Annotated in this window: 17 protein-coding genes; 4 read left to right on the forward strand and 13 right to left on the reverse strand. The window is 46.5% G+C overall.

Annotated elements, in window-relative coordinates:
- Positions 1–46: 46 nt before the first annotated feature.
- The 9 genes from AC2T15_RS04305 to pyrG form a co-directional block, all read right to left on the reverse strand.
- Positions 47–913 (reverse strand): universal stress protein, encoded by an 867-nt coding sequence (locus AC2T15_RS04305; RefSeq protein ID WP_286597288.1) that lies wholly within the window; start codon positions 911–913, stop codon positions 47–49.
- Between the two features lie 139 nt (positions 914–1,052).
- Positions 1,053–2,345, reverse strand: a complete 1,293-nt coding sequence (locus AC2T15_RS04310; RefSeq protein WP_053101692.1) for an NAD(P)/FAD-dependent oxidoreductase — start codon at positions 2,343–2,345, stop codon at positions 1,053–1,055.
- Positions 2,346–2,480: 135 nt separating this feature from the next.
- The gene (locus AC2T15_RS04315; protein WP_486778825.1) at positions 2,481–3,152 is read right to left on the reverse strand and encodes a hypothetical protein; all 672 of its coding nucleotides are present in this window, start codon (positions 3,150–3,152) and stop codon (positions 2,481–2,483) included.
- A 145-nt stretch (positions 3,153–3,297) separates the two neighbouring features.
- Positions 3,298–3,984 (reverse strand): hypothetical protein, encoded by a 687-nt coding sequence (locus AC2T15_RS04320; RefSeq protein WP_486778826.1) that lies wholly within the window; start codon positions 3,982–3,984, stop codon positions 3,298–3,300.
- A 90-nt stretch (positions 3,985–4,074) separates the two neighbouring features.
- The gene (gene ispD / locus AC2T15_RS04325) at positions 4,075–4,794 is read right to left on the reverse strand and encodes a 2-C-methyl-D-erythritol 4-phosphate cytidylyltransferase (RefSeq protein WP_286594286.1); all 720 of its coding nucleotides are present in this window, start codon (positions 4,792–4,794) and stop codon (positions 4,075–4,077) included.
- Positions 4,791–5,075: a septum formation initiator family protein gene (locus AC2T15_RS04330; protein ID WP_286594288.1), complete on the reverse strand. Its 285-nt coding sequence runs from the start codon at positions 5,073–5,075 to the stop codon at positions 4,791–4,793. The genes ispD and AC2T15_RS04330 overlap by 4 nt, the downstream gene beginning before the upstream one ends.
- Positions 5,076–5,169: 94 nt before the next feature.
- The gene (gene eno, locus AC2T15_RS04335) at positions 5,170–6,459 is read right to left on the reverse strand and encodes a phosphopyruvate hydratase (protein ID WP_053106729.1); all 1,290 of its coding nucleotides are present in this window, start codon (positions 6,457–6,459) and stop codon (positions 5,170–5,172) included.
- Positions 6,460–6,527: 68 nt separating this feature from the next.
- Positions 6,528–7,373, reverse strand: coding sequence for a 3-deoxy-8-phosphooctulonate synthase (kdsA, locus tag AC2T15_RS04340; protein WP_053102237.1), 846 nt, complete (start codon positions 7,371–7,373; stop codon positions 6,528–6,530).
- Positions 7,370–9,001, reverse strand: coding sequence for a CTP synthase (gene pyrG, locus AC2T15_RS04345; protein ID WP_053101697.1), 1,632 nt, complete (start codon positions 8,999–9,001; stop codon positions 7,370–7,372). Before pyrG ends, kdsA begins: the two co-directional genes overlap by 4 nt.
- A gap of 327 nt (positions 9,002–9,328) precedes the next feature.
- On the opposite strand from pyrG, the gene htpG reads away from it, so the two are divergent.
- Complete coding sequence (gene htpG / locus AC2T15_RS04350) at positions 9,329–11,215, forward strand: molecular chaperone HtpG (RefSeq protein ID WP_053105272.1); 1,887 nt, start codon at positions 9,329–9,331, stop codon at positions 11,213–11,215.
- 112 nt (positions 11,216–11,327) lie between these two features.
- Complete coding sequence (locus AC2T15_RS04355; RefSeq protein ID WP_053103595.1) at positions 11,328–12,083, forward strand: spermidine synthase; 756 nt, start codon at positions 11,328–11,330, stop codon at positions 12,081–12,083.
- Between the two features lie 8 nt (positions 12,084–12,091).
- On the opposite strand, the gene AC2T15_RS04360 is transcribed toward AC2T15_RS04355, so the two are convergent.
- The 3 genes from AC2T15_RS04360 to dinG form a co-directional block, all read right to left on the reverse strand.
- On the reverse strand, positions 12,092–12,370 hold the full coding sequence (locus tag AC2T15_RS04360; RefSeq protein ID WP_148561481.1) for a hypothetical protein: 279 nt from the start codon (positions 12,368–12,370) through the stop codon (positions 12,092–12,094).
- An 87-nt stretch (positions 12,371–12,457) separates the two neighbouring features.
- Positions 12,458–13,615: a serine hydrolase domain-containing protein gene (locus tag AC2T15_RS04365; RefSeq protein ID WP_486778827.1), complete on the reverse strand. Its 1,158-nt coding sequence runs from the start codon at positions 13,613–13,615 to the stop codon at positions 12,458–12,460.
- Positions 13,616–13,618: 3 nt separating this feature from the next.
- A complete protein-coding gene (gene dinG / locus AC2T15_RS04370) occupies positions 13,619–15,763 on the reverse strand; it encodes an ATP-dependent DNA helicase DinG (protein ID WP_486778828.1) in 2,145 nt (714 codons plus the stop codon).
- Positions 15,764–15,892: 129 nt separating this feature from the next.
- Here dinG and AC2T15_RS04375 point away from each other — a divergent pair, with 129 nt between their 5' ends.
- Positions 15,893–16,384 carry a YchJ family protein gene (locus tag AC2T15_RS04375; protein WP_486778829.1) on the forward strand — a complete coding sequence of 164 codons (492 nt, stop codon included), beginning with the start codon at positions 15,893–15,895 and terminating at the stop codon, positions 16,382–16,384.
- Here the strand turns inward: AC2T15_RS04375 and AC2T15_RS04380 are convergent.
- Positions 16,379–16,858, reverse strand: a complete 480-nt coding sequence (locus AC2T15_RS04380; RefSeq protein WP_286594296.1) for a hypothetical protein — start codon at positions 16,856–16,858, stop codon at positions 16,379–16,381. The two genes, AC2T15_RS04375 and AC2T15_RS04380, sit on opposite strands and share 6 nt — an antisense overlap.
- Positions 16,859–17,026: 168 nt before the next feature.
- Between AC2T15_RS04380 and AC2T15_RS04385 the strand changes: the two genes are divergently transcribed.
- The gene (locus tag AC2T15_RS04385; protein ID WP_486778830.1) at positions 17,027–18,049 is read left to right on the forward strand and encodes a quinone-dependent dihydroorotate dehydrogenase; all 1,023 of its coding nucleotides are present in this window, start codon (positions 17,027–17,029) and stop codon (positions 18,047–18,049) included.
- The last annotated feature ends 3 nt before the right edge of the window (positions 18,050–18,052 follow it).

Below are 18,052 nucleotides of genomic sequence, written 5' to 3' on the forward strand. Positions count from 1 at the left end.
GTAGCCATAAGCTCCCAGCTTTTTTTATCGCTAAAATTAAATGAAATTAAGTTTTATTTTTTAGGTCGCGCTCTAATTGCTCAATTCGATCTTGAGGTTTAAGCACTAAGACATCTGTTTGGATGCTATCTAGCACGACCTCTGCGGTATTACCAATCAGAGCACCAGACAAACCCGTGCGTGCCACAGTACCCATGACCGTGAGCACTGCACCTACTTCGTCAGCAGTGCGTGGAATTAAAAGATCAGCCGGACCTTCTTTGAGTGAGACTAAAGCGGGATCCAAGTCAAATAAGCTGACTAAGCTGTCACACAGCCCTTTATAGCGATTTTCAATGGTATCGCGTAGTTGGAAGGTGGGGTCAGCGGCTGACAGCATAGGCGAGGGGTGAGCGGTAAACAGGTGTAGTTTGCCTTTAGTGACTTGGGTTAGCTCTAGCCCCGTAGAGACAATACTGTTCTGTAATTCGCGATGTTCAGGCTCAGTATTACCTAAATCAACCGCGGCTAATACATTGCCATTGGACCAATCATGGGTGGTTTTAACAATTAATACGGGAGCAGGGCAGAAGCGCAGTAGTTTCCAGTCTTCAGGGGTTAACAGAACTTTTTTCAGTGGGTTTTCGGCATGGTGCTCTTTAATCACTAAGCCGCAGTTAAAAGCTTGTTGGGCTTGAATTACTGTTTCATGGAAGGAGTTATGCCAGCTGGCCTCACCCTTTACGCTAAAGCCCTCATCGCGTAGTTTGGTTATCAGTTGCTGCACAGATTGATGTTGACTGCCGTCTTTATCGCAGGCTAATAAGTAGAGATCAGACTGGGTTACCTGAGCAATATGCTTGGCACGGATCAGGGCCGGCGGTTCTTCATAGGCAGGGTTTAATACAACTAAGATGCTTCGAACTGAACGCATGATGTCTCCTTACGTTATTTAGCCTAAAAAGTTAGGATGTCACAGTGCTTGGTTAGTCGCGCTGCTGAGCATCAATAGAAAGTCAGTTACTTTCTATTGATGGCTGTTGGGTTAACCTAATTTAAGCAAGAGTGCTTAATCAGTGTAGCTTCATTCGTGGATGAGTCCGTTTGCTGATTTTATCGGTAATCATCATTAACCCGGTTCTAAACACACCAAATAGCACCACTTGATGCATACGGTAGAGCGAAATATAAAACATGCGGGCTAACCAGCCCTCAACGTTTACGGTGCGCATCAGGCCGCCCATAATATTACCTACGGCACTGTATTTAGATAGGGATACGAGTGAGCCATAATCTTTGTACAGATAATCGGGTAAAGGTTGCTTATTTAAATGCAGTTTTAAGGCTTTAGTTAAAAAAGCGGCTTGCTGGTGTGCCGATTGAGCTCTAGGTGGTACATTTTTTTCGCTGCCAGCAAATAATGGACAGGCTGCGCAGTCGCCCATGGCAAAAATATTATCGTCTAAAGTGGTTTGTAGAGTATTACGTACCACCAGCTGATTAATTTTATTGGTTTCTAGGCCATCTAATTGGGTTAGAAACTTAGGTGCGCGTACTCCGGCAGCCCAAACTTTTAGCGAGGCTGGAATAAACACATCATTTTTACAGTGCACGCCTTCAGCAGTAATTTCCTCAACCGCTGAAGAGGTTTGTACATTTACGCCTAATTTGAGTAATTGCTGATGTGCTTCGCGGGCGATCTTATCGGAAAGAGCAGGCAGGACTCGGGGGCCTGCTTCAATCAGGTGGATCTTCATGTTTTCTGGGCGAATATTACTTAAGCCATAGGCTGATAGCTGTTGCGCGGCATTACGCAGCTCAGCGGCTAGCTCTACACCGGTGGCGCCAGCGCCGACAATGGCGATATTGACGGTGCTTTCTTCTTCTTTGGCATGGGCTTTTAGGTATTCGCCTAAGAGCTGCTGATGAAAAGATTCTGCATGTTTTGGGCTATCTAAAAAAATCGAGTGTTCAGCGGCGCCTTTCGTGCCAAAGTCATTGGTTAGGCTACCTACTGCAATCACTAAGGTGTCATAGCCTAAGGTTCTAGCCGGTACTAATTCATGGCCGGCCTCATCATAGGTAGCCGCTAGCTCAATGGTTTTCTCGGTACGGTTTAATCCAGTGAGGCGGCCAATTTGAAAGTTAAAGTGATTCCATTTGGCTTGAGCCACATAGTTTAGCTCGTTGTCTGTGCTAAGTGAGCCGGTAGCCACTTCATGCAGTAGGGGCTTCCAGATGTGGGTTAAGTTGGGGTCAACTAAGGTAATACGTGCTTTTTTTTGTTTGCCTAGACTTCGGCCTAAGCGAGTCGCTAGCTCTAAACCGCCAGCGCCTCCTCCCACAACTACGATACGATGTAGCATTTAGATCAACCTTGTTTTAAAAGTAAAAAATTTTTAAAACTATAGCTGCTCAACACAAAAAAAGAGAGTCCAAAATGCCTTGAACTCTCTTTTTTCTTAACACCTAACTAAAATTAGCTAGATTAGCGCAATAAATTATTGCTCTGCTTTCTCTTTAGCCGACTCAAATGCATTTTTGGTTGCATCTTTAGCTTCTTGTAGCTTAGCTGCGGCATCCGTTTTTTCTGCATTTAAACTTTCTTTGGCGGCATCAAGTTTATCTTTGGCCGATTGCTCAAGGGCCTCAGTTTTTTCATTGGCAGCTGCTTTTGCATCTAAGGCTTTTTCTTTAGCAGCTTCCTGGGTTGCTTCTAATTTAGCTTCTGCTGCATCTTTTTCAGCGTCAATTTTGTTTTCTACTTTATCTTTAGCATTGTCTAGGGCTTTTTCAGTGCCTTCTTTGGCAGCTTCTAGCTTAGCGGCTGCAGCTTCTTCGGTTTTTTCTGCTGCTTCTTTAGTGGCCTCTTGCGCATCTTCGGCTGCTTGATCTTCTGCTTTTTCTTTAAGCTTGTCAGTGGCTTCTTGGCTGTCGTCTAGCGCGTCTTTGGCTGCATCTTGTGCGTCTTCTAGCTTATCAGCCATTGCTTCTTTGGTTTCTTCAGCTTTTTGGCTGATGGCACTGGAGGTTTCATTGGCTGCTTGCTTAACTGAAGTGGCTGCATCGGATAAGGAGTCTTTAGCTGCTTGTTGTTTATCTTCTGCAGAGTCACAGGCCGCTAAGCCCAAAGAAGCAGCAATAATGAATGAGCTAAGTAATGTTTTTTTCATGATGTTTCCTTAACGTATGAGGTATTACAATGGCAGAAAAGTATTGGTTATAGCACTAACAAAGCCATAAGAGCTGTTGATAGCGCTAAAAGTTCCCTGTAATGCTTAGCCAGACTCAGCAAATCCTAGCGCTTGGCGCGAGGAATCAGGGAAATTGGTTAGCAATAACAAGATCACCCTGCCACTCACCAAAGTCACCAGGCAAGTCTAAAAATAATCGACCTTTAAGAATCTCTTGATCGCTATCGATCACTTTTAGCCCTAGGGTGTAGCCCTCAGTAAATAGCTGTTGACTGCCTTGCCCTCTGCTAGAGCTAGCTTGTGAGATCTGTACTGTTGTGCCAGGCATTTTATCGGTGGGCAAAATATTGAGTTCTAGATTTTTTAAGGTTTGAACCGGTAAATGAATTTTTATCATCTGTGGTGGTTGCTTAGAGATATTACGTACTAAATACAGGTTATTGTCCTGCCAAAATGCATGAATTTTAGCGTTGCTGTAGGTGGGCAGGATTTTTTGTTTAGCTTGCTGTAACTCGCCACTGATCAAGTTTGATAACTCAAAAAAAGAGCTGTGGAGGGTAGCACTTGGGTGTTGTTCAAGCTGTTTGGCTAAAGCAAGACTAGTGCCGCACGCTAATGCAAGTACGCCACTTAAGGCGATCAGCAGTAACTTTTTATCTTGAGCTGAGCGAGTGCTGAAAAAGAATGGGCTGAACAGCGGTAATAGGCATAAAAAGCCTTTAGCAGTGTCTTTTTTCAGCATATGGTAGGTAAGCGCTAAATAGCTCACTGCTAACAAAATGAAGCCTAAGTAAATGATTACTGTCTCCACAACAACTTCCTTGAATGTTTAATGCTATGAACTAGCGCTGAGAGTTTAGCGCTTAATTGTTGGTTTATTCAAGTTGGCTGGGTTTAGCAATCAAACTTTAGTTTTAAATTGCTGTTGGAAAATAGCTAAATCTTCGGGGTAGGTGATTTTGTAGTTGTCGCTGCGGCCTTCGATTAAGCGAACGCTTAAGCCTGCCGCTTCAATTGCCGAAGACTCATCGGTAATGTTGAGGTCTTGTTGCAAAGCACGCTCGAGGGCGTTAAGTAAGGTGCCTAAGCGAAACATTTGTGGAGTTAGGGCATGCCAAATAACACTGCGATCAATGGTTTGCTCAATACTTGCAGGCGCTTGCGAGTTAGGCTGTTGACGTTTGAGTGTATCTTTGGCGCGGTAAGCTAAAATGCCACCAGCAGCCTCTGCTTGAGCAACTTCATGCAGTAATTTAAAGAGGTCATTTTGTGCCAAGTTAGGGCGAGCGGCGTCGTGTACCAGTACCCAGTCATCGGCTAGGGCGCCATGGCTCTGCAGCGTTTTTAGAGCAAGAAGGACGGTGTCGGCTCGTTCTTTGCCGCCTAAGCAGTTAATTACTTTAGGGTGTTGCGCTAGCGCCAAAGTTGGCCAATAGCTATCTTCGGCGGAGGTAGCAATTACGGCGCCGAGTAAGTTAGGTAAAGTTAAAAAGCAGTCTGCTGTGTGTTCTAAAATTGTTTGCCTAGCTACTGTAAGGTATTGCTTGGGGAGTGAGGCGCCCATTCGGCTTCCTACGCCTGCAGCAGGAATAATTAACCAAAAATTAGGGAGTGCGGTCATGGCAGAATTAAGTAGAGGGTTTCATCGTCTTTAATCATGCCTAGTTCTTGACGGGCTCTTTCTTCGACGGTTTCTAGGCCTTTTTTCAGTTCAATGATTTCAGCTTCTAGCACCAAGTTACGCTCGAGCAGGGTTTCATTTTCTGCTCGCTGTTCGGCAATTTGCTCAGATAAACGTGCTACCGCCTTAATCCCATCATCGCTGTTCCACAGTTGATATTGTAAAAAAATGGCGATCGCAACCAGGACAATAAAGATAGATAAGTAGGGGCGCTTAATCATGGTGACTAGGGTTCACATTAAGAGAAAAGAATCCCGAGCGACTGTAGCTGAGTCCGCTCGGGATTGCGAATAAATCAGATGAATTTATTCTAACTTAGCGGGTAAATTCAGCGCGACCTTTGTAAGGCGCTTTACCAGCTAACTGCTCTTCAATACGTAGCAATTGGTTGTATTTAGCTACACGATCAGAGCGGCAGAGAGAACCTGTTTTGATTTGGCCTGCAGCTGTACCAACAGCTAAATCAGCAATGGTGCTGTCTTCAGTTTCGCCGCTGCGGTGTGAAATAACTGCGGTATAACCTGCAGCTTTTGCCATTTGAATAGCCTCTAAGGTTTCTGTTAACGAGCCAATTTGGTTGAACTTAATCAGAATTGAGTTGGCGGTGCCGGTCTCAATGCCTTGCTTTAGAATCTTAGTATTGGTTACGAACAGGTCATCACCCACCAGCTGAACCTTGTCACCGATTTTATCAGTCAGAGCTTTCCAGCCATCCCAGTCGGACTCATCCATACCATCTTCAATCGAGATAATTGGGAAACGCTCAGTGAGGCCTGCGAGATAGTCTGCAAAGCCTGTGGCATCAAACTGCTTGCCTTCACCTGCTAAATTGTACTGGCCATCTTTGTAGAACTCAGTTGCGGCACAATCAAGGGCGAGGGTAACGTCTTCACCTAGGGTGTAACCGGCATTAGCTACTGCTTCAGCAATAGCGCCAAGCGCGGCTTCGTTGGACTCAAGGTTTGGCGCAAAGCCACCCTCATCACCGACTGCGGTGTTAAGGCCACGACCTTGTAATACTGCGCGTAAATGATGGAAAATTTCAGCACCCATGCGTAAAGCATCGGCAAAAGTTTTAGCGCCGACTGGCTGAATCATGAACTCTTGAATGTCCACGTTGTTGTCAGCATGCTCGCCGCCATTGATGATGTTCATCATCGGAACGGGCATTGAATATACACCAGGGGTGCCATTTAACTCGGCAATGTGTGCGTATAACGGCATGCCTTTAGCTTGTGCTGCTGCTTTAGCTGCGGCTAAAGACACTGCGAGAATAGCATTGGCCCCTAAGTTGGCTTTGTTTTCTGTGCCATCTAGGTCAAGCATGATTTGGTCAAGATTTTTTTGCTCAGTCGCATCTTTACCTAAGAGGGCGTCACGGATTGGGCCGTTAACATTGGCGACGGCTTTTAATACACCTTTACCGAGGTAGCGTGCTTTGTCGCCATCGCGTAGCTCTAATGCTTCACGCGAACCAGTCGAAGCACCTGAAGGTGCACAGGCACTGCCAATGATGCCATTGTCTAAAATAACATCCGCTTCAACGGTTGGGTTGCCGCGTGAATCAAGGACTTCGCGACCTTTAATGTCGACAATTTTTGCCATGGGGTTGGACTCTCCGTAATAAACAAACTGTTGCTCGCCCTCAGCCGCTGGCGAGCAAAGTGGGGGCATTAAGCCGTTTCAATCGGTGAAAAACTTTTAATCAAATCATCTAGCTGTTTGAGCTGAGTTAAAAAAGGCTCGAGCTTATCTAGACGTAGTGCACAAGGGCCATCACACAGGGCTTGCTCAGGGTTAGGGTGGGCTTCTAAAAAAAGCCCCGCCAATCCTTGACTCATGCCAGCTTTGGCTAAGTCCGTGACTTGCGCGCGGCGACCGCCTGCGGAATCACTGCGTCCGCCTGGCATTTGCAACGAGTGGGTCACGTCAAAGAACACTGGGTAGTTGAACTGCTTCATGATGCCAAAGCCCAGCATATCAACCACTAAGTTGTTATAGCCAAAGGCCGAGCCACGCTCGCATAAAATCAGTTGCTCGTTACCGGCTTCCTCGCACTTAGTGAGGATGTGTTTCATTTCATGGGGGGCTAAAAACTGTGCTTTTTTGATATTGATCACTGCATCAGTTTTCGCCATTGCCACGACTAAATCAGTTTGGCGTGATAAAAACGCCGGTAACTGAATAATGTCACACACCTCGGCTACCGGTGCTGCTTGGTAGGGCTCATGCACGTCAGTTAATACTGGAACGTTGAAGGTGTCTTTGATTTCTTGAAAAATCTTTAATCCTTCATCAAGGCCAGGACCACGAAATGAATGAATGGACGAGCGATTGGCTTTATCAAAGCTTGCCTTGAACACATAGGGAATACCTAAGCGTTCAGTCACTCGTACATATTCTTCACAGGCTTGCATGGCTAAGTCCCGTGACTCAAGTACGTTAATGCCACCAAACAAGACAAAGGGCTTGTCGTTAGCGATTTCAATATCTGCGACACGGATTACTTTTTGCGTCATGCTTTAAGTGCCTTTTGTTTAACTGCAGCCTTAACGAACTGACGGAACAGTGGGTGGCCGTCACGTGGGGTTGAAGTAAATTCAGGGTGGAATTGGCAGGCCACAAACCAAGGATGATCAGGGGCTTCAACTGCTTCAACTAAAGCGCCGTCTTCTGAACGACCAGAGACAATCAGTCCTGCTGCTTCTAGTTGTGGCAGAAGCGTATTGTTCACCTCATAACGGTGACGGTGACGCTCTTCAATTAGATCAGCACCATAGCTGCTGTGTACTTTGGTGCCTGGCATCAGCTGGCACTTTTGTGCACCTAAACGCATAGAGGCACCCAGGTCGGCGGCTTCGTCGCGCTGCTCTTTGCTGCCTGAAGCATCTTGCCATTCAGAAATTAGGCCCACCACTGGATGGCTCGAGTCTTTATCAAATTCTGTGGAGTTAGCATCGCTCCAGCCTAAAACGTTACGCGCAAACTCAATCACCGCCACCTGCATACCTAAGCAAATGCCAAGGTAAGGGATTTTATTTTCACGGGCATATTGCACGGCTTTAATTTTACCTTCGACCCCGCGCAAGCCAAAGCCACCAGGCACTAAGATGCCGTCCACATCTTTCAGTGCAGCTAAGCCTTTAGTTTCAATTTCTTCTGAATCAATGTAGCGCAGGTTAACCTTGGTACGGTTTTCAATTCCCGCATGGCTCATCGCTTCAATAAGCGACTTATAGGCATCGAGCAGTTCCATGTACTTACCGACCATGGCGATGGTGACTTCTTCGGTAGGGTTAAGCTTGGCATCAATTACCCGGTCCCACTCAGATAAATCAGCGGGCTTGCACTCTAAACCAAAGCGCTCCATAACAAAGTCGTCTACGCCTTGGCTATGTAATACGCCTGGGATTTTATAGATGGTATCGACATCGGGCAGACTGATGACTGCGCGCTCTTCGACGTTGGTGAACAGTGCAATTTTACGGCGAGAGTCGACGTCAATTGAACGGTCTGAACGGCAGACAAGCACGTCAGGTTGTAAGCCAATTGAGCGCAGCTCTTTAACTGAGTGCTGTGTAGGCTTGGTTTTGGTTTCGCCGGCAGTAGCAATATAAGGTACTAAAGTTAAATGCATGAGCATGGCGCGTTTGGCGCCTACTTCTACGCGTAGCTGACGGATGGCCTCTAAGAAGGGTTGCGACTCAATATCACCCACAGTGCCACCAATTTCGACCATTGCGATGTCTGCATCGCCAGCACCTTTAATGATTCGGCGCTTAATTTCATTGGTGATATGAGGAATTACCTGAATGGTAGCCCCTAAATAATCGCCACGACGTTCGCGACGAATCACGTCTTCGTACACACGGCCAGTGGTGAAGTTGTTATTTTGGGTCATGGTAGTACGAACAAAGCGCTCGTAGTGGCCCAAGTCTAAATCCGTTTCTGCGCCGTCATGGGTCACAAATACTTCACCATGCTGAAAAGGGCTCATGGTGCCGGGGTCGACGTTAATGTAAGGGTCAAGCTTTAGTAAAGTGACTTTTAACCCTCGTGCTTCCAAAATTGCAGCTAAGGATGCGGAAGCGATGCCTTTTCCTAATGAAGAAACAACACCGCCCGTGACGAAGATATAACGCGTCATATAAGTACCTGGATTTAGCGTGTAGGTGGAATGTCCACCAAGGAAAGCGATAGTGGCTAACCAGTATCGCTTTTAGAAAAAAGCAGACACCAAGCCAGCACGAGACGGGAGAGTAGTCTACGCGAAAGGCTGCCTTGACTCAAACCTAGCGTTCTAAAAAAAGCGTTTATTTTTCTATCGCTGGGATTGGGGCTAAAAAAGCGATTGATTGGCAATAGTATTCAGTGAAAAAACTAATCCGCTAGCTAACGCCTTGAATTACTAAAGATTAATCCCCATAACTGAGCTATCTAAAACCTATCGGTCGTAACTAGCGGAGTTTAAACAATGAGTGTTGAAACCCTTGGCTTTCAAACTGAAGTCAAACAATTACTGCATCTGATGATTCATTCTTTGTATTCCAACAAAGAAATTTTTGTGCGTGAACTCATTTCTAACGCTTCAGATGCGGTCGATAAATTGCGCTTTGAAGCCTTGGCTAAGCCAGAGTTATTAGCGGAAGATCCGGAGCTAAAAATTCGCGTTAGCTTTGATGAAGAGGCTAAGACGTTAACCATTGAAGATAATGGCATTGGGATGAATCGCGAAGAGGTGATCGCACACCTTGGTACCATCGCCAAATCAGGTACTGCAGATTTTTTAAAGAGTTTAACCGGCGATCAGAAAAAAGATTCGCAATTAATTGGTCAGTTTGGGGTGGGCTTCTATTCGGCCTTTATCGTAGCGAAGCAGGTGGATGTGTATACCCGTCGTGCCGGTGAAAGTGCTGAGCAAGGTGTGCTTTGGAGTTCTAAAGGTGAGGGTGAGTTTGATCTGTCGCCGATAACTAAAGAAAGCCGCGGCACTAAAATTGTTCTGCATTTAAAAGACGATGAAACTGAGTTTGCCGATGGCTGGCGCTTGCGCAACATTATTACTAAGTACTCCGATCATGTGGCGTTACCGATTGAATTGCCAAAACAAGTCAGTGCTGAAGAGGAGCAGGCAAGTGAAGAGTGGGAAGTGGTCAACCGCGCTAGTGCGCTTTGGACTCGCTCACGCTCTGAAGTGAAAGACGAAGAGTATCAAGAGTTTTATAAACATGTAGCCCATGACTTTGAAGACCCATTAACTTGGAGTCATAACAAGGTTGAGGGCAAGCTTGAATATACTTCATTGTTATACATTCCTAAGCGTGCGCCATTTGATTTGTATCACCGCGAGGCACCTAAAGGCTTAAAGTTGTACGTGCAGCGGGTATTTATTATGGATCAGGCAGAAGAGTTTTTGCCGCTGTATCTGCGCTTTGTCAAAGGAATTGTCGATTCTAACGATTTATCTTTAAACGTCTCCCGTGAAATCCTGCAAAAAGATCCAGTGATCGATAGCATGAAAACCGCTCTGACTAAGCGAGTGCTGGATATGCTGGAGAAAATGGCAAAGAATCAACCGGAAGATTATCAGACGTTCTGGAAGGCCTTTGGTCAAGTGTTAAAAGAAGGCCCTGCCGAAGACTTTGCTAACAAAGAAAAAGTAGCCGGTTTACTGCGCTTTGCTTCAACCCATAATGGCAATGCCGAGCAGAATGTTAGTCTTGCAAGTTACCTAGAGCGGATGCAGGAAGGTCAAGATAAGATTTATTTCTTAACCGGTGAAAGCTACGATCAGGTAAAAAATAGCCCGCACCTTGAGGTTTTCCGTAAAAAAGGTATTGAGGTGCTGTTGCTTACTGACCGTATTGATGAGTGGCTGATGAGCTATCTCACCGAGTTTGAGGGTAAAGCTTTAGTTGACGTAGCACGCGGTGATTTAGATTTAGGCGCCCTTGATTCAGAAGAGGACAAAAAAGCGCAAGAAGCGGTCGCTAAAGAAAAAGAGGGCTTAATTGAGCGCTTGACTGAAGTTTTGAAAGAACAGGTCGCAGAGGTGCGGGTGTCCCATCGCCTAACTGAGTCTCCGGCTATTTTAGCTATTGGCGAGCAAGATCTCGGCTTGCAGATGCGCCAAATCTTAGAAGCCAGTGGTCAGGCGGTGCCTGAGTCTAAGCCGATTTTTGAAATCAACCCAACGCATCCCTTGGTCGCCAAGCTGGATGCCGAAGCGAATCAGCAGCGCTTTGCTGACTTAGCCCTAGTCTTGTTTGATCAGGCGGCATTAGCCGCGGGTGATCATCTCAAGGATCCGGCGGCTTATGTTCAGCGCTTGAATAAATTGCTGCTTGAGTTGTCTGCTTAAGGTGGAGTCTGTAGCGCACAAAGCCTGAGGGATTATCCTCAGGCTTTTTTGTTTTGGCTAAGTCAGTTCACTTAGCTGGTGTAAGAGTAGGAGTGTGTACGCGGTGAGGCAACTGTTTCGAGCGCCCAAAATTTTAGCCGAAGTTGAGGATGAGCACGGTTTGATTCGTGTGGTTGAACGGGGGTTGTATCGTTTTTTAGAGTTTGGCCAAACCCAAGCTGAGCAAAGCCGTGTACTGACTGCCGATCCGGCTTGGTTAGAGTATGACTATGCGCGGGCCATGCTGTTAGCTGCGCTACTGCATCCGCAGCCTGAGAGCGCATTGTTTTTAGGTTTAGGGGCTGGGACCGTCACCCATGCTTGCTTAAAGGCTTTACCTGATCTATTTGATGTTGAAGTGATTGAGCTACGCGCCGAGGTGCTGCGTTTAGCTGAACAGTATTTGGGGTTTCCCCAGGATGAGCGGTTAACGATCCGCATTGGTGATGCCCATCGGCTGTTATCCAGTGCGGAGCGGAGCGACTTGATCTTTGTTGATTTGTATCTAGAAGAAGGTCCTGATCAAGGGCATTTGCAGTGGGGCTTTTTACGGCATTGTTATGATTTACTGGAGCCAGGTGGTTGGTTGATTATTAATCAGTGGGCAACCTGGGAAGGTAAGCCCTTAGGTGCACCTATTTTACGCGGGGTGTTTGGGCGAAATTACTGGGAAATTCCTGTAACCGATGGCAATGTGATTGTCTTAGTGCCGCAGCATGATAGTGCCCAGTTAGATCTTGCGACGCTGCGCAACCGAGCCATGCAAGTGACAGCTCAGTTAGGTTTTGATCTGCGTTATTTAATCAATAAAATTCGCCCAGCCAGTTAATAGTACAGTTAACGCACAGTGGAAGAATTATGTTGATGGCTGGTTTTTTGTGCTGGCTTGTTCGGCATTTGTTTGACCTTAGAGCGTAGCGATAAGGGCAGCAGAACCATCCCTGAAATCAGCAATCCAGCAGAGATATAACCTAAAATGCCAGCAATTAAAGAGTAAGAGGTTTCCCCTAGGGCTTCGCGGTTAATAATGGCGCTTAGCCAATCGTAATAAATTTGTCCAGAAAGGCAGCCAACGCCTAAAAAAATAAGTAATACACCTAAATACATTATTTTCATTTTGTTAGCCTAAAATCCCCTATTAAGGGTGGTCAATCCATGATGATGAGTAGTAAAGAGCAATGGCTAGGGTTACTAATATTGTCCTTAACTAAGTAATTCGGTCACTTTATGGGTTAATCGCTGGGCTCTAGGGTCCATTAATACATAAGGGCCTAGGCTGTTGGTGACGAAGGCAAAGGCCACATTTTTTGCCGCATTCGCGCAACCCAGTGTACCACCCGCACCGGGGTGACCGAAAGAATTTGCAAATAAATTAAAGCGAGCAGTGGCAGGCTGTGTTTGATCAAGCAGGACGCCTAAGCCAAAACGGGTAGCTAAGCCTAAAGTTCGATCTAGCCCCACACTGTGTTGGTGACACATGTTTGCAAGACTTGCAGGCTCTAGCAGCTGGCCACTAAGTAACGCGTGATAAAAGCTGGCTAAAGCACGTGCGGTGCCATGAATGTTAGCCGCAGGTTGCTGCATGGTACGCCATTGCGGGGTATTGGTTTGATTAAGCATCCCTGGCGGATTATTAAACGCTAAGTGGGTCAAGCTTTGAGGCTGTTGTAGGCGTGTCATGAGTTGTTGGGCAGCATTATCCCCAACCGTTTTTAAGCGACTAACATCGCTAACCCTTGTTAGCTGTTCAGCAGTCAAGCCAAGATATAAATCTAATGCTAAAGGCTGGCAAAGAGACTGCTGAATAAACTCGCCTGGCATTAAGCCTGTTACTTGTCGAACCAGCTCGCCCGTTAGCCAGCCAAAAGTCATCGGAGCATAGCCATGGTGAGTAGCGCTGGGTGTCCACCATGGCGCTTGAGCAGCTACTGCTTGGGTCATGCATGGCCAGTCGTACAGTGCTTGAGCGGTTAGTGGACGAGAGATTGCCGGTATGGCAGCTTGATGGTTAAGCAGCTGGGCAACGGTAATTTGCTCTTTACCGGCTTGGGCAAAAGCCGGCCAGTAGTCTGCAACTGGGCGCTCTAACGCCAGTTTTCCTTGCTCGACCAGTAATAAAATCGCGGCACTGATAATGGGCTTACCAGCAGAAAATAAGTTAACTAAGGTGTTCTCTTGCCAAGGCTGAGTGCGAGCGCGATCGCTATAACCGGCCCACAAATCCACTACCACCTCGCCTTCATGCATCACGCAGAGTGCTGCGCCCCGTTGCTCTGGGCTATTAAATAATTGAGCAAACTCTGTAGCCAGTGAGCTAAAAGCTGGGGTGTAGGTGCCATTTAATTGGTCAAGTGCAAGCATGGTTTAGTAATCAATTTGGCGTTTAAAGGGCGGTAGCGAGTTTAATATGGCTTTACCATAACGCTGAGTTACTACTCGGCGATCGAGTAAGGTGACCGAGCCTTTATCTTGCTCGTTACGCAATAAGCGGCCACACGCTTGCACTAACTTTAGCGAGGCATCGGGCACCGCAATTTCCATAAAGGGGTTGCCACCACGGGCTTCAATCCATTCTGCTAAGGCAGCTTCTACTGGATCATCGGGAACCGTGAAGGGAATTTTGGCGATGACGACGTGCTCGCAATAAGCGCCCGGTAAGTCTACTCCTTCAGCAAAACTGGCTAACCCGAAAAGAGTCGATTTTTTTCCTTGATCAATTCGGGCTTTATGTTGGGTGAGGGTTTCTTGGCGGGATAGGTGACCTTGCACCAATACCCGTTGACGCCAATCAGTTTCTAAACCATCAAACACATCTTGCATCTGCCGCCTAGAAGAAAACAGCACCAAGCTGCCTTGCGCCTGCTCAAGAATAGAGGGTAGTTCACGAATAATGGCGGCGGTATGGGCTTCGGCTTGGCGTGGATCAGCCTTCAGGTCAGGCACATGTAAAACACCAGCTTGCTCGTAGGAAAAAGGACTAGGTGCTATGGCAGTGACAGTGGATTTAGGTAAGCCCGCGCGCATACTAAAGCGGGTAAAGTTACCGAGCGCAGTTAAGGTGGCGGAAGTAACAATCGCGCCATAGGCTTGATTCCATAGGGACTGCCTTAAAGTCTGGGCCGCTAAAATAGGGCTGGCATTGACTTCAATATCCATACTGCCGCGCTCTGGCACTGACAACCAGCGTGCATTCGGCGGCTCATCGGCGGCATCTTCGGCAGTAAAGGTGGCCCACAATGAAAAATTAGCTTCAGCCCGTGCCAGTAAGCTACCAAATAAGGGATACCATTCTTCTGCTTGCGCGGCGGTGATGCCTAAGCTGGTGTCTTCATCCATTACTTTTTTTAGTAACTCGGTGACAGAAGAAAGTTGGGTTACTAGCTGGGAGAATCCTTGTTTTAGCTGGCTGCCGAGCTCAAGTAATGGCTCAGGGATAATGCCGCCAATAAAACGATAGCGGGGAGCCTCGTAACTTTCCTGTTGGGCTCCCCAGTCAAAAGCAGCGACCTCTTCACAAGCATTAAACATAAATTGTTGTAATGGCCGTAACTCTTTAGCGCTGACGGTGGCTTGCTCTAGCAAACGGCCTAAATCACCAGGTATGGGGTTTTGTGCAAGCAGGCGGGTGAGGTTCTTGTCCACCTGATTTAGCCAGTCAGCCGTGCTTTTTAGGCGCGTTTGGTAAGCGAAGTGATTAATGGCTTTATCTGGCAGATGATGGCCTTCATCAAAAATATACAGGGTGTTTTTAGGTGCCGGTAAGACCGCGCCGCCGCCCAGTGCTAAATCGGCCAGCACCATGTCATGGTTAGTGACAATCACATCGGCTTTGGTCATGCCTTCACGGGCTTTGTAAAACACACATTGCTCAAAGTTAGGGCAATGTCGGCCGGTGCATTGGCTGTGGTCAGTGGTAACTTGTGACCATTGCTGATCCTCTAAGGTGGTAGGCCAGCTATCCCGGTCACCATCCCAACGTCCACTGGCTAAGCGCTCCATCATTTTTGAAAGTAACTCAAGGTTTTCTTGATTAACTTCAATTCGAAAACCTTCATCGGCAAATAGTTCTGCTGTGGTGCCTTGGGCATGACCTTCTTGTAATAAGATATCAAGCTTAGAGAGGCATAGGTAACGGCCACGCCCTTTGGCCAGGGCAAAACTAAACTGTAGCCCGCTGTTTTTAATCAGGTCGGGTAAGTCTTTATGGATAATTTGCTCTTGTAGCGCCACAGTTGCTGTGGCTAGTACTAGATTTTTCTGCGCGCGCTTAGCAATAGGAATGGCAGCTAGGCTATAGGCTACCGTTTTACCGGTACCGGTGCCTGCTTCAATGGCAATAATGGCCGGTTCACCCTCACGCACACCTTCTTCATCAACCTCAATTGCGCCGACGGCTTTGGCTACTTCGGCAATCATCAGTCGTTGGCCACAGCGAGGCTTAAGCGCTTTTTGCTCTAAAAAGCGACTGTAAGCAGACTGAATAGTGTGTTTTAGCTCGTTGTCTAGCATGGGGTAAGGCAAATCCTAGTGCTGCACTAGCGCTGAAATATAGGGCTAGCTGTATGTATAATCAGTTTGTGGGCAGTGTATAATAATTGGCATTGTTTAAGAAGTGATACAGCTAAAGGTAAATCTTTGATGAAGAGCGCTTTATGTGTGTGCGGCAGTGGACAGGCGGCGCAACAATGTTGTCTGCCTTTACATCAAGGGCAGTGGGCTGAGACGCCAGAGCAGTTAATGCGTTCGCGCTATGCTGCGTTTGTTGAACAACAGATTGATTATTTGGTGAATACTACTCATCCAGCACAACAGCACGGATTAGATTTGCCTGCCATTTGGCAGTGGAGTCAGAGGAGCCAATGGCAAGGGCTAGAGGTATTACATTGGGATTATTTAAATCCTGAGCAAACCTTAGCTACGGTTACTTTTATTGCGCGCTGGGCTGAGTCCGGTTTAGTTCAGCAACATAAAGAGTGCTCTATGTTTATTCGCCGCGCTGATCAGCGTTGGTATTTTTTAGATCCAACGGTGCAGGTGAAAGCTGGGCGTAATGAGCCGTGTCCATGCCTGAGCGGTAAAAAGTTTAAGCAGTGTTGTTTAAGAGAGCTAGCATTACTTAGCTGCTCATGATTCAGAGTTCGGTTTTAGTGTTAATGTCGAGTTGCTAGATACCGCTAAGTCTACAATGCTTTTATTGGTGCGTATTTCGTCTAACGGTGTGCCAAGTGGGCTAACTGAAAGATGGTTTAGCTGAAGATTAGTAATTGCTGGGCGTTGCGAGGTTAGTGTAGGGATGTCACCGCCTGGCTCAGCGAGAGTAAGCGTGTGGCTTGCTCCAGTAGATGAAGTGGCAGGAGGTGAAATGGCTTGTGTAGGTAATTTCTCATCGATCTCTACTAGAGCACCAGCTCGATAGAGAATCGCTTGGTATTTTTCAGCTTCTGCGTGAGATAGGTTAGAGCGAATAACGATTTTACGTCCGGTAAACAACATCATCACGCGCTGTGCATCCAAATTAAATATTTTAGCTAAATTGCTTTGTACCTGTTCGATCGGCATGTTATTGACTAGCTGCCCTGAAAAAGTGACTTGGTAATTTTTCATACAATATTCCTGATTGGTCTCTTGCTAGTGCCTTTACTTTATACCCTGCTAGATATAGCAATAGGAGTTGGTTAAACCAAGGTTAATATAAAACCTTGATGAAATGTGCTTCATAAAATTTAAAGGGTATACTGCAGCTACTTTATTTATCTGTTAGACATATTGGCTATGTATTCTCTTGCTCGCAATCTTCTTTTTAAACTGGCTCCAGAAACCGCTCACGAACTTTCCATTGATTTAATTGGTGCTGCTGGCCGTTTAGGTGTTTCTGGAGCGCTATGTAAAGCACCTCAGTCATTACCAGTAAATGTCATGGGGATTCAATTTCCGAATCCAGTGGGATTAGCCGCTGGCCTTGATAAAAATGGTGAGGCCATTTTAGGGTTTTCACAGATGGGCTTTGGCTTTATTGAGGTGGGTACCGTAACGCCGCGTCCACAGCCTGGTAATCCCAAACCGCGTTTATTTAGAATCCCAGAGAAGCAGGCGATTATTAACCGTATGGGCTTTAATAATCATGGCGTAGATTACTTACTACAGCGTGTGCAGGCTGCTAATTATCAAGGCGTACTAGGGATTAACATTGGTAAAAATATTGATACCCCTGTTGAGCGTGCTGAAGAAGATTATTTGATTTGCTTAGAGAAAGTGTACAACCACGCCAGTTATGTAACGGTCAATGTGAGCTCGCCTAACACACCCGGTTTACGCAGCTTACAGTTTGGTGAGTCATTGATTAACTTATTGGAAGCCTTGCGCCGTAAACAAGAAGACTTAACGGCTGAATGGGGCAAGCGGGTGCCGTTAGCGATTAAAATTGCGCCTGATATGACCGATGAAGAAGTGTGTCAGGTTGCTAAAATACTGCGTGAAACAGGAATGGATGCAGTAATTGCTAGCAACACCACACTGGATAAAACAGAGGTAGAACACTTGGCATTTGGTAATGAAGCCGGTGGCTTATCCGGTGCGCCTGTGCGCCATAAGAGTACTCATGTAGTCAGTGTGTTAGCTGAAGAGCTTAAGGGCGAGCTGCCGATTATTGCTGTAGGTGGAATTACTGAAGGGCAGCATGCCGCAGAAAAAATTGCGGCTGGCGCCAGTTTGGTACAAATTTATACAGGTTTTATGTATCAGGGGCCGCGCTTAATTCGTGAGGCTATTGATCATATTGCGCAGCTTCCTCGTTAACTT

The sequence above is a fragment of the Thiopseudomonas sp. SA1F2-1K genome (genome assembly GCF_057443035.1).

Coding starts and splice junctions, on each gene's coding strand:
- AC2T15_RS04305 (WP_286597288.1), bottom strand. CDS start 913: ATGCGTTCAGTTCGAAGCATCTTAGTTGTATTAAACCCTGCCTATGAA.
- AC2T15_RS04310 (WP_053101692.1), bottom strand. CDS start 2,345: ATGCTACATCGTATCGTAGTTGTGGGAGGAGGCGCTGGCGGTTTAGAG.
- AC2T15_RS04315 (WP_486778825.1), bottom strand. CDS start 3,152: ATGAAAAAAACATTACTTAGCTCATTCATTATTGCTGCTTCTTTGGGC.
- ispD (WP_286594286.1), bottom strand. CDS start 4,794: ATGACCGCACTCCCTAATTTTTGGTTAATTATTCCTGCTGCAGGCGTA.
- AC2T15_RS04330 (WP_286594288.1), bottom strand. CDS start 5,075: ATGATTAAGCGCCCCTACTTATCTATCTTTATTGTCCTGGTTGCGATC.
- eno (WP_053106729.1), bottom strand. CDS start 6,459: ATGGCAAAAATTGTCGACATTAAAGGTCGCGAAGTCCTTGATTCACGC.
- kdsA (WP_053102237.1), bottom strand. CDS start 7,373: ATGACGCAAAAAGTAATCCGTGTCGCAGATATTGAAATCGCTAACGAC.
- pyrG (WP_053101697.1), bottom strand. CDS start 9,001: ATGACGCGTTATATCTTCGTCACGGGCGGTGTTGTTTCTTCATTAGGA.
- htpG (WP_053105272.1), top strand. CDS start 9,329: ATGAGTGTTGAAACCCTTGGCTTTCAAACTGAAGTCAAACAATTACTG.
- AC2T15_RS04360 (WP_148561481.1), bottom strand. CDS start 12,370: ATGAAAATAATGTATTTAGGTGTATTACTTATTTTTTTAGGCGTTGGC.
- AC2T15_RS04365 (WP_486778827.1), bottom strand. CDS start 13,615: ATGCTTGCACTTGACCAATTAAATGGCACCTACACCCCAGCTTTTAGC.
- dinG (WP_486778828.1), bottom strand. CDS start 15,763: ATGCTAGACAACGAGCTAAAACACACTATTCAGTCTGCTTACAGTCGC.
- AC2T15_RS04375 (WP_486778829.1), top strand. CDS start 15,893: ATGAAGAGCGCTTTATGTGTGTGCGGCAGTGGACAGGCGGCGCAACAA.
- AC2T15_RS04380 (WP_286594296.1), bottom strand. CDS start 16,858: ATGAAAAATTACCAAGTCACTTTTTCAGGGCAGCTAGTCAATAACATG.
- AC2T15_RS04385 (WP_486778830.1), top strand. CDS start 17,027: ATGTATTCTCTTGCTCGCAATCTTCTTTTTAAACTGGCTCCAGAAACC.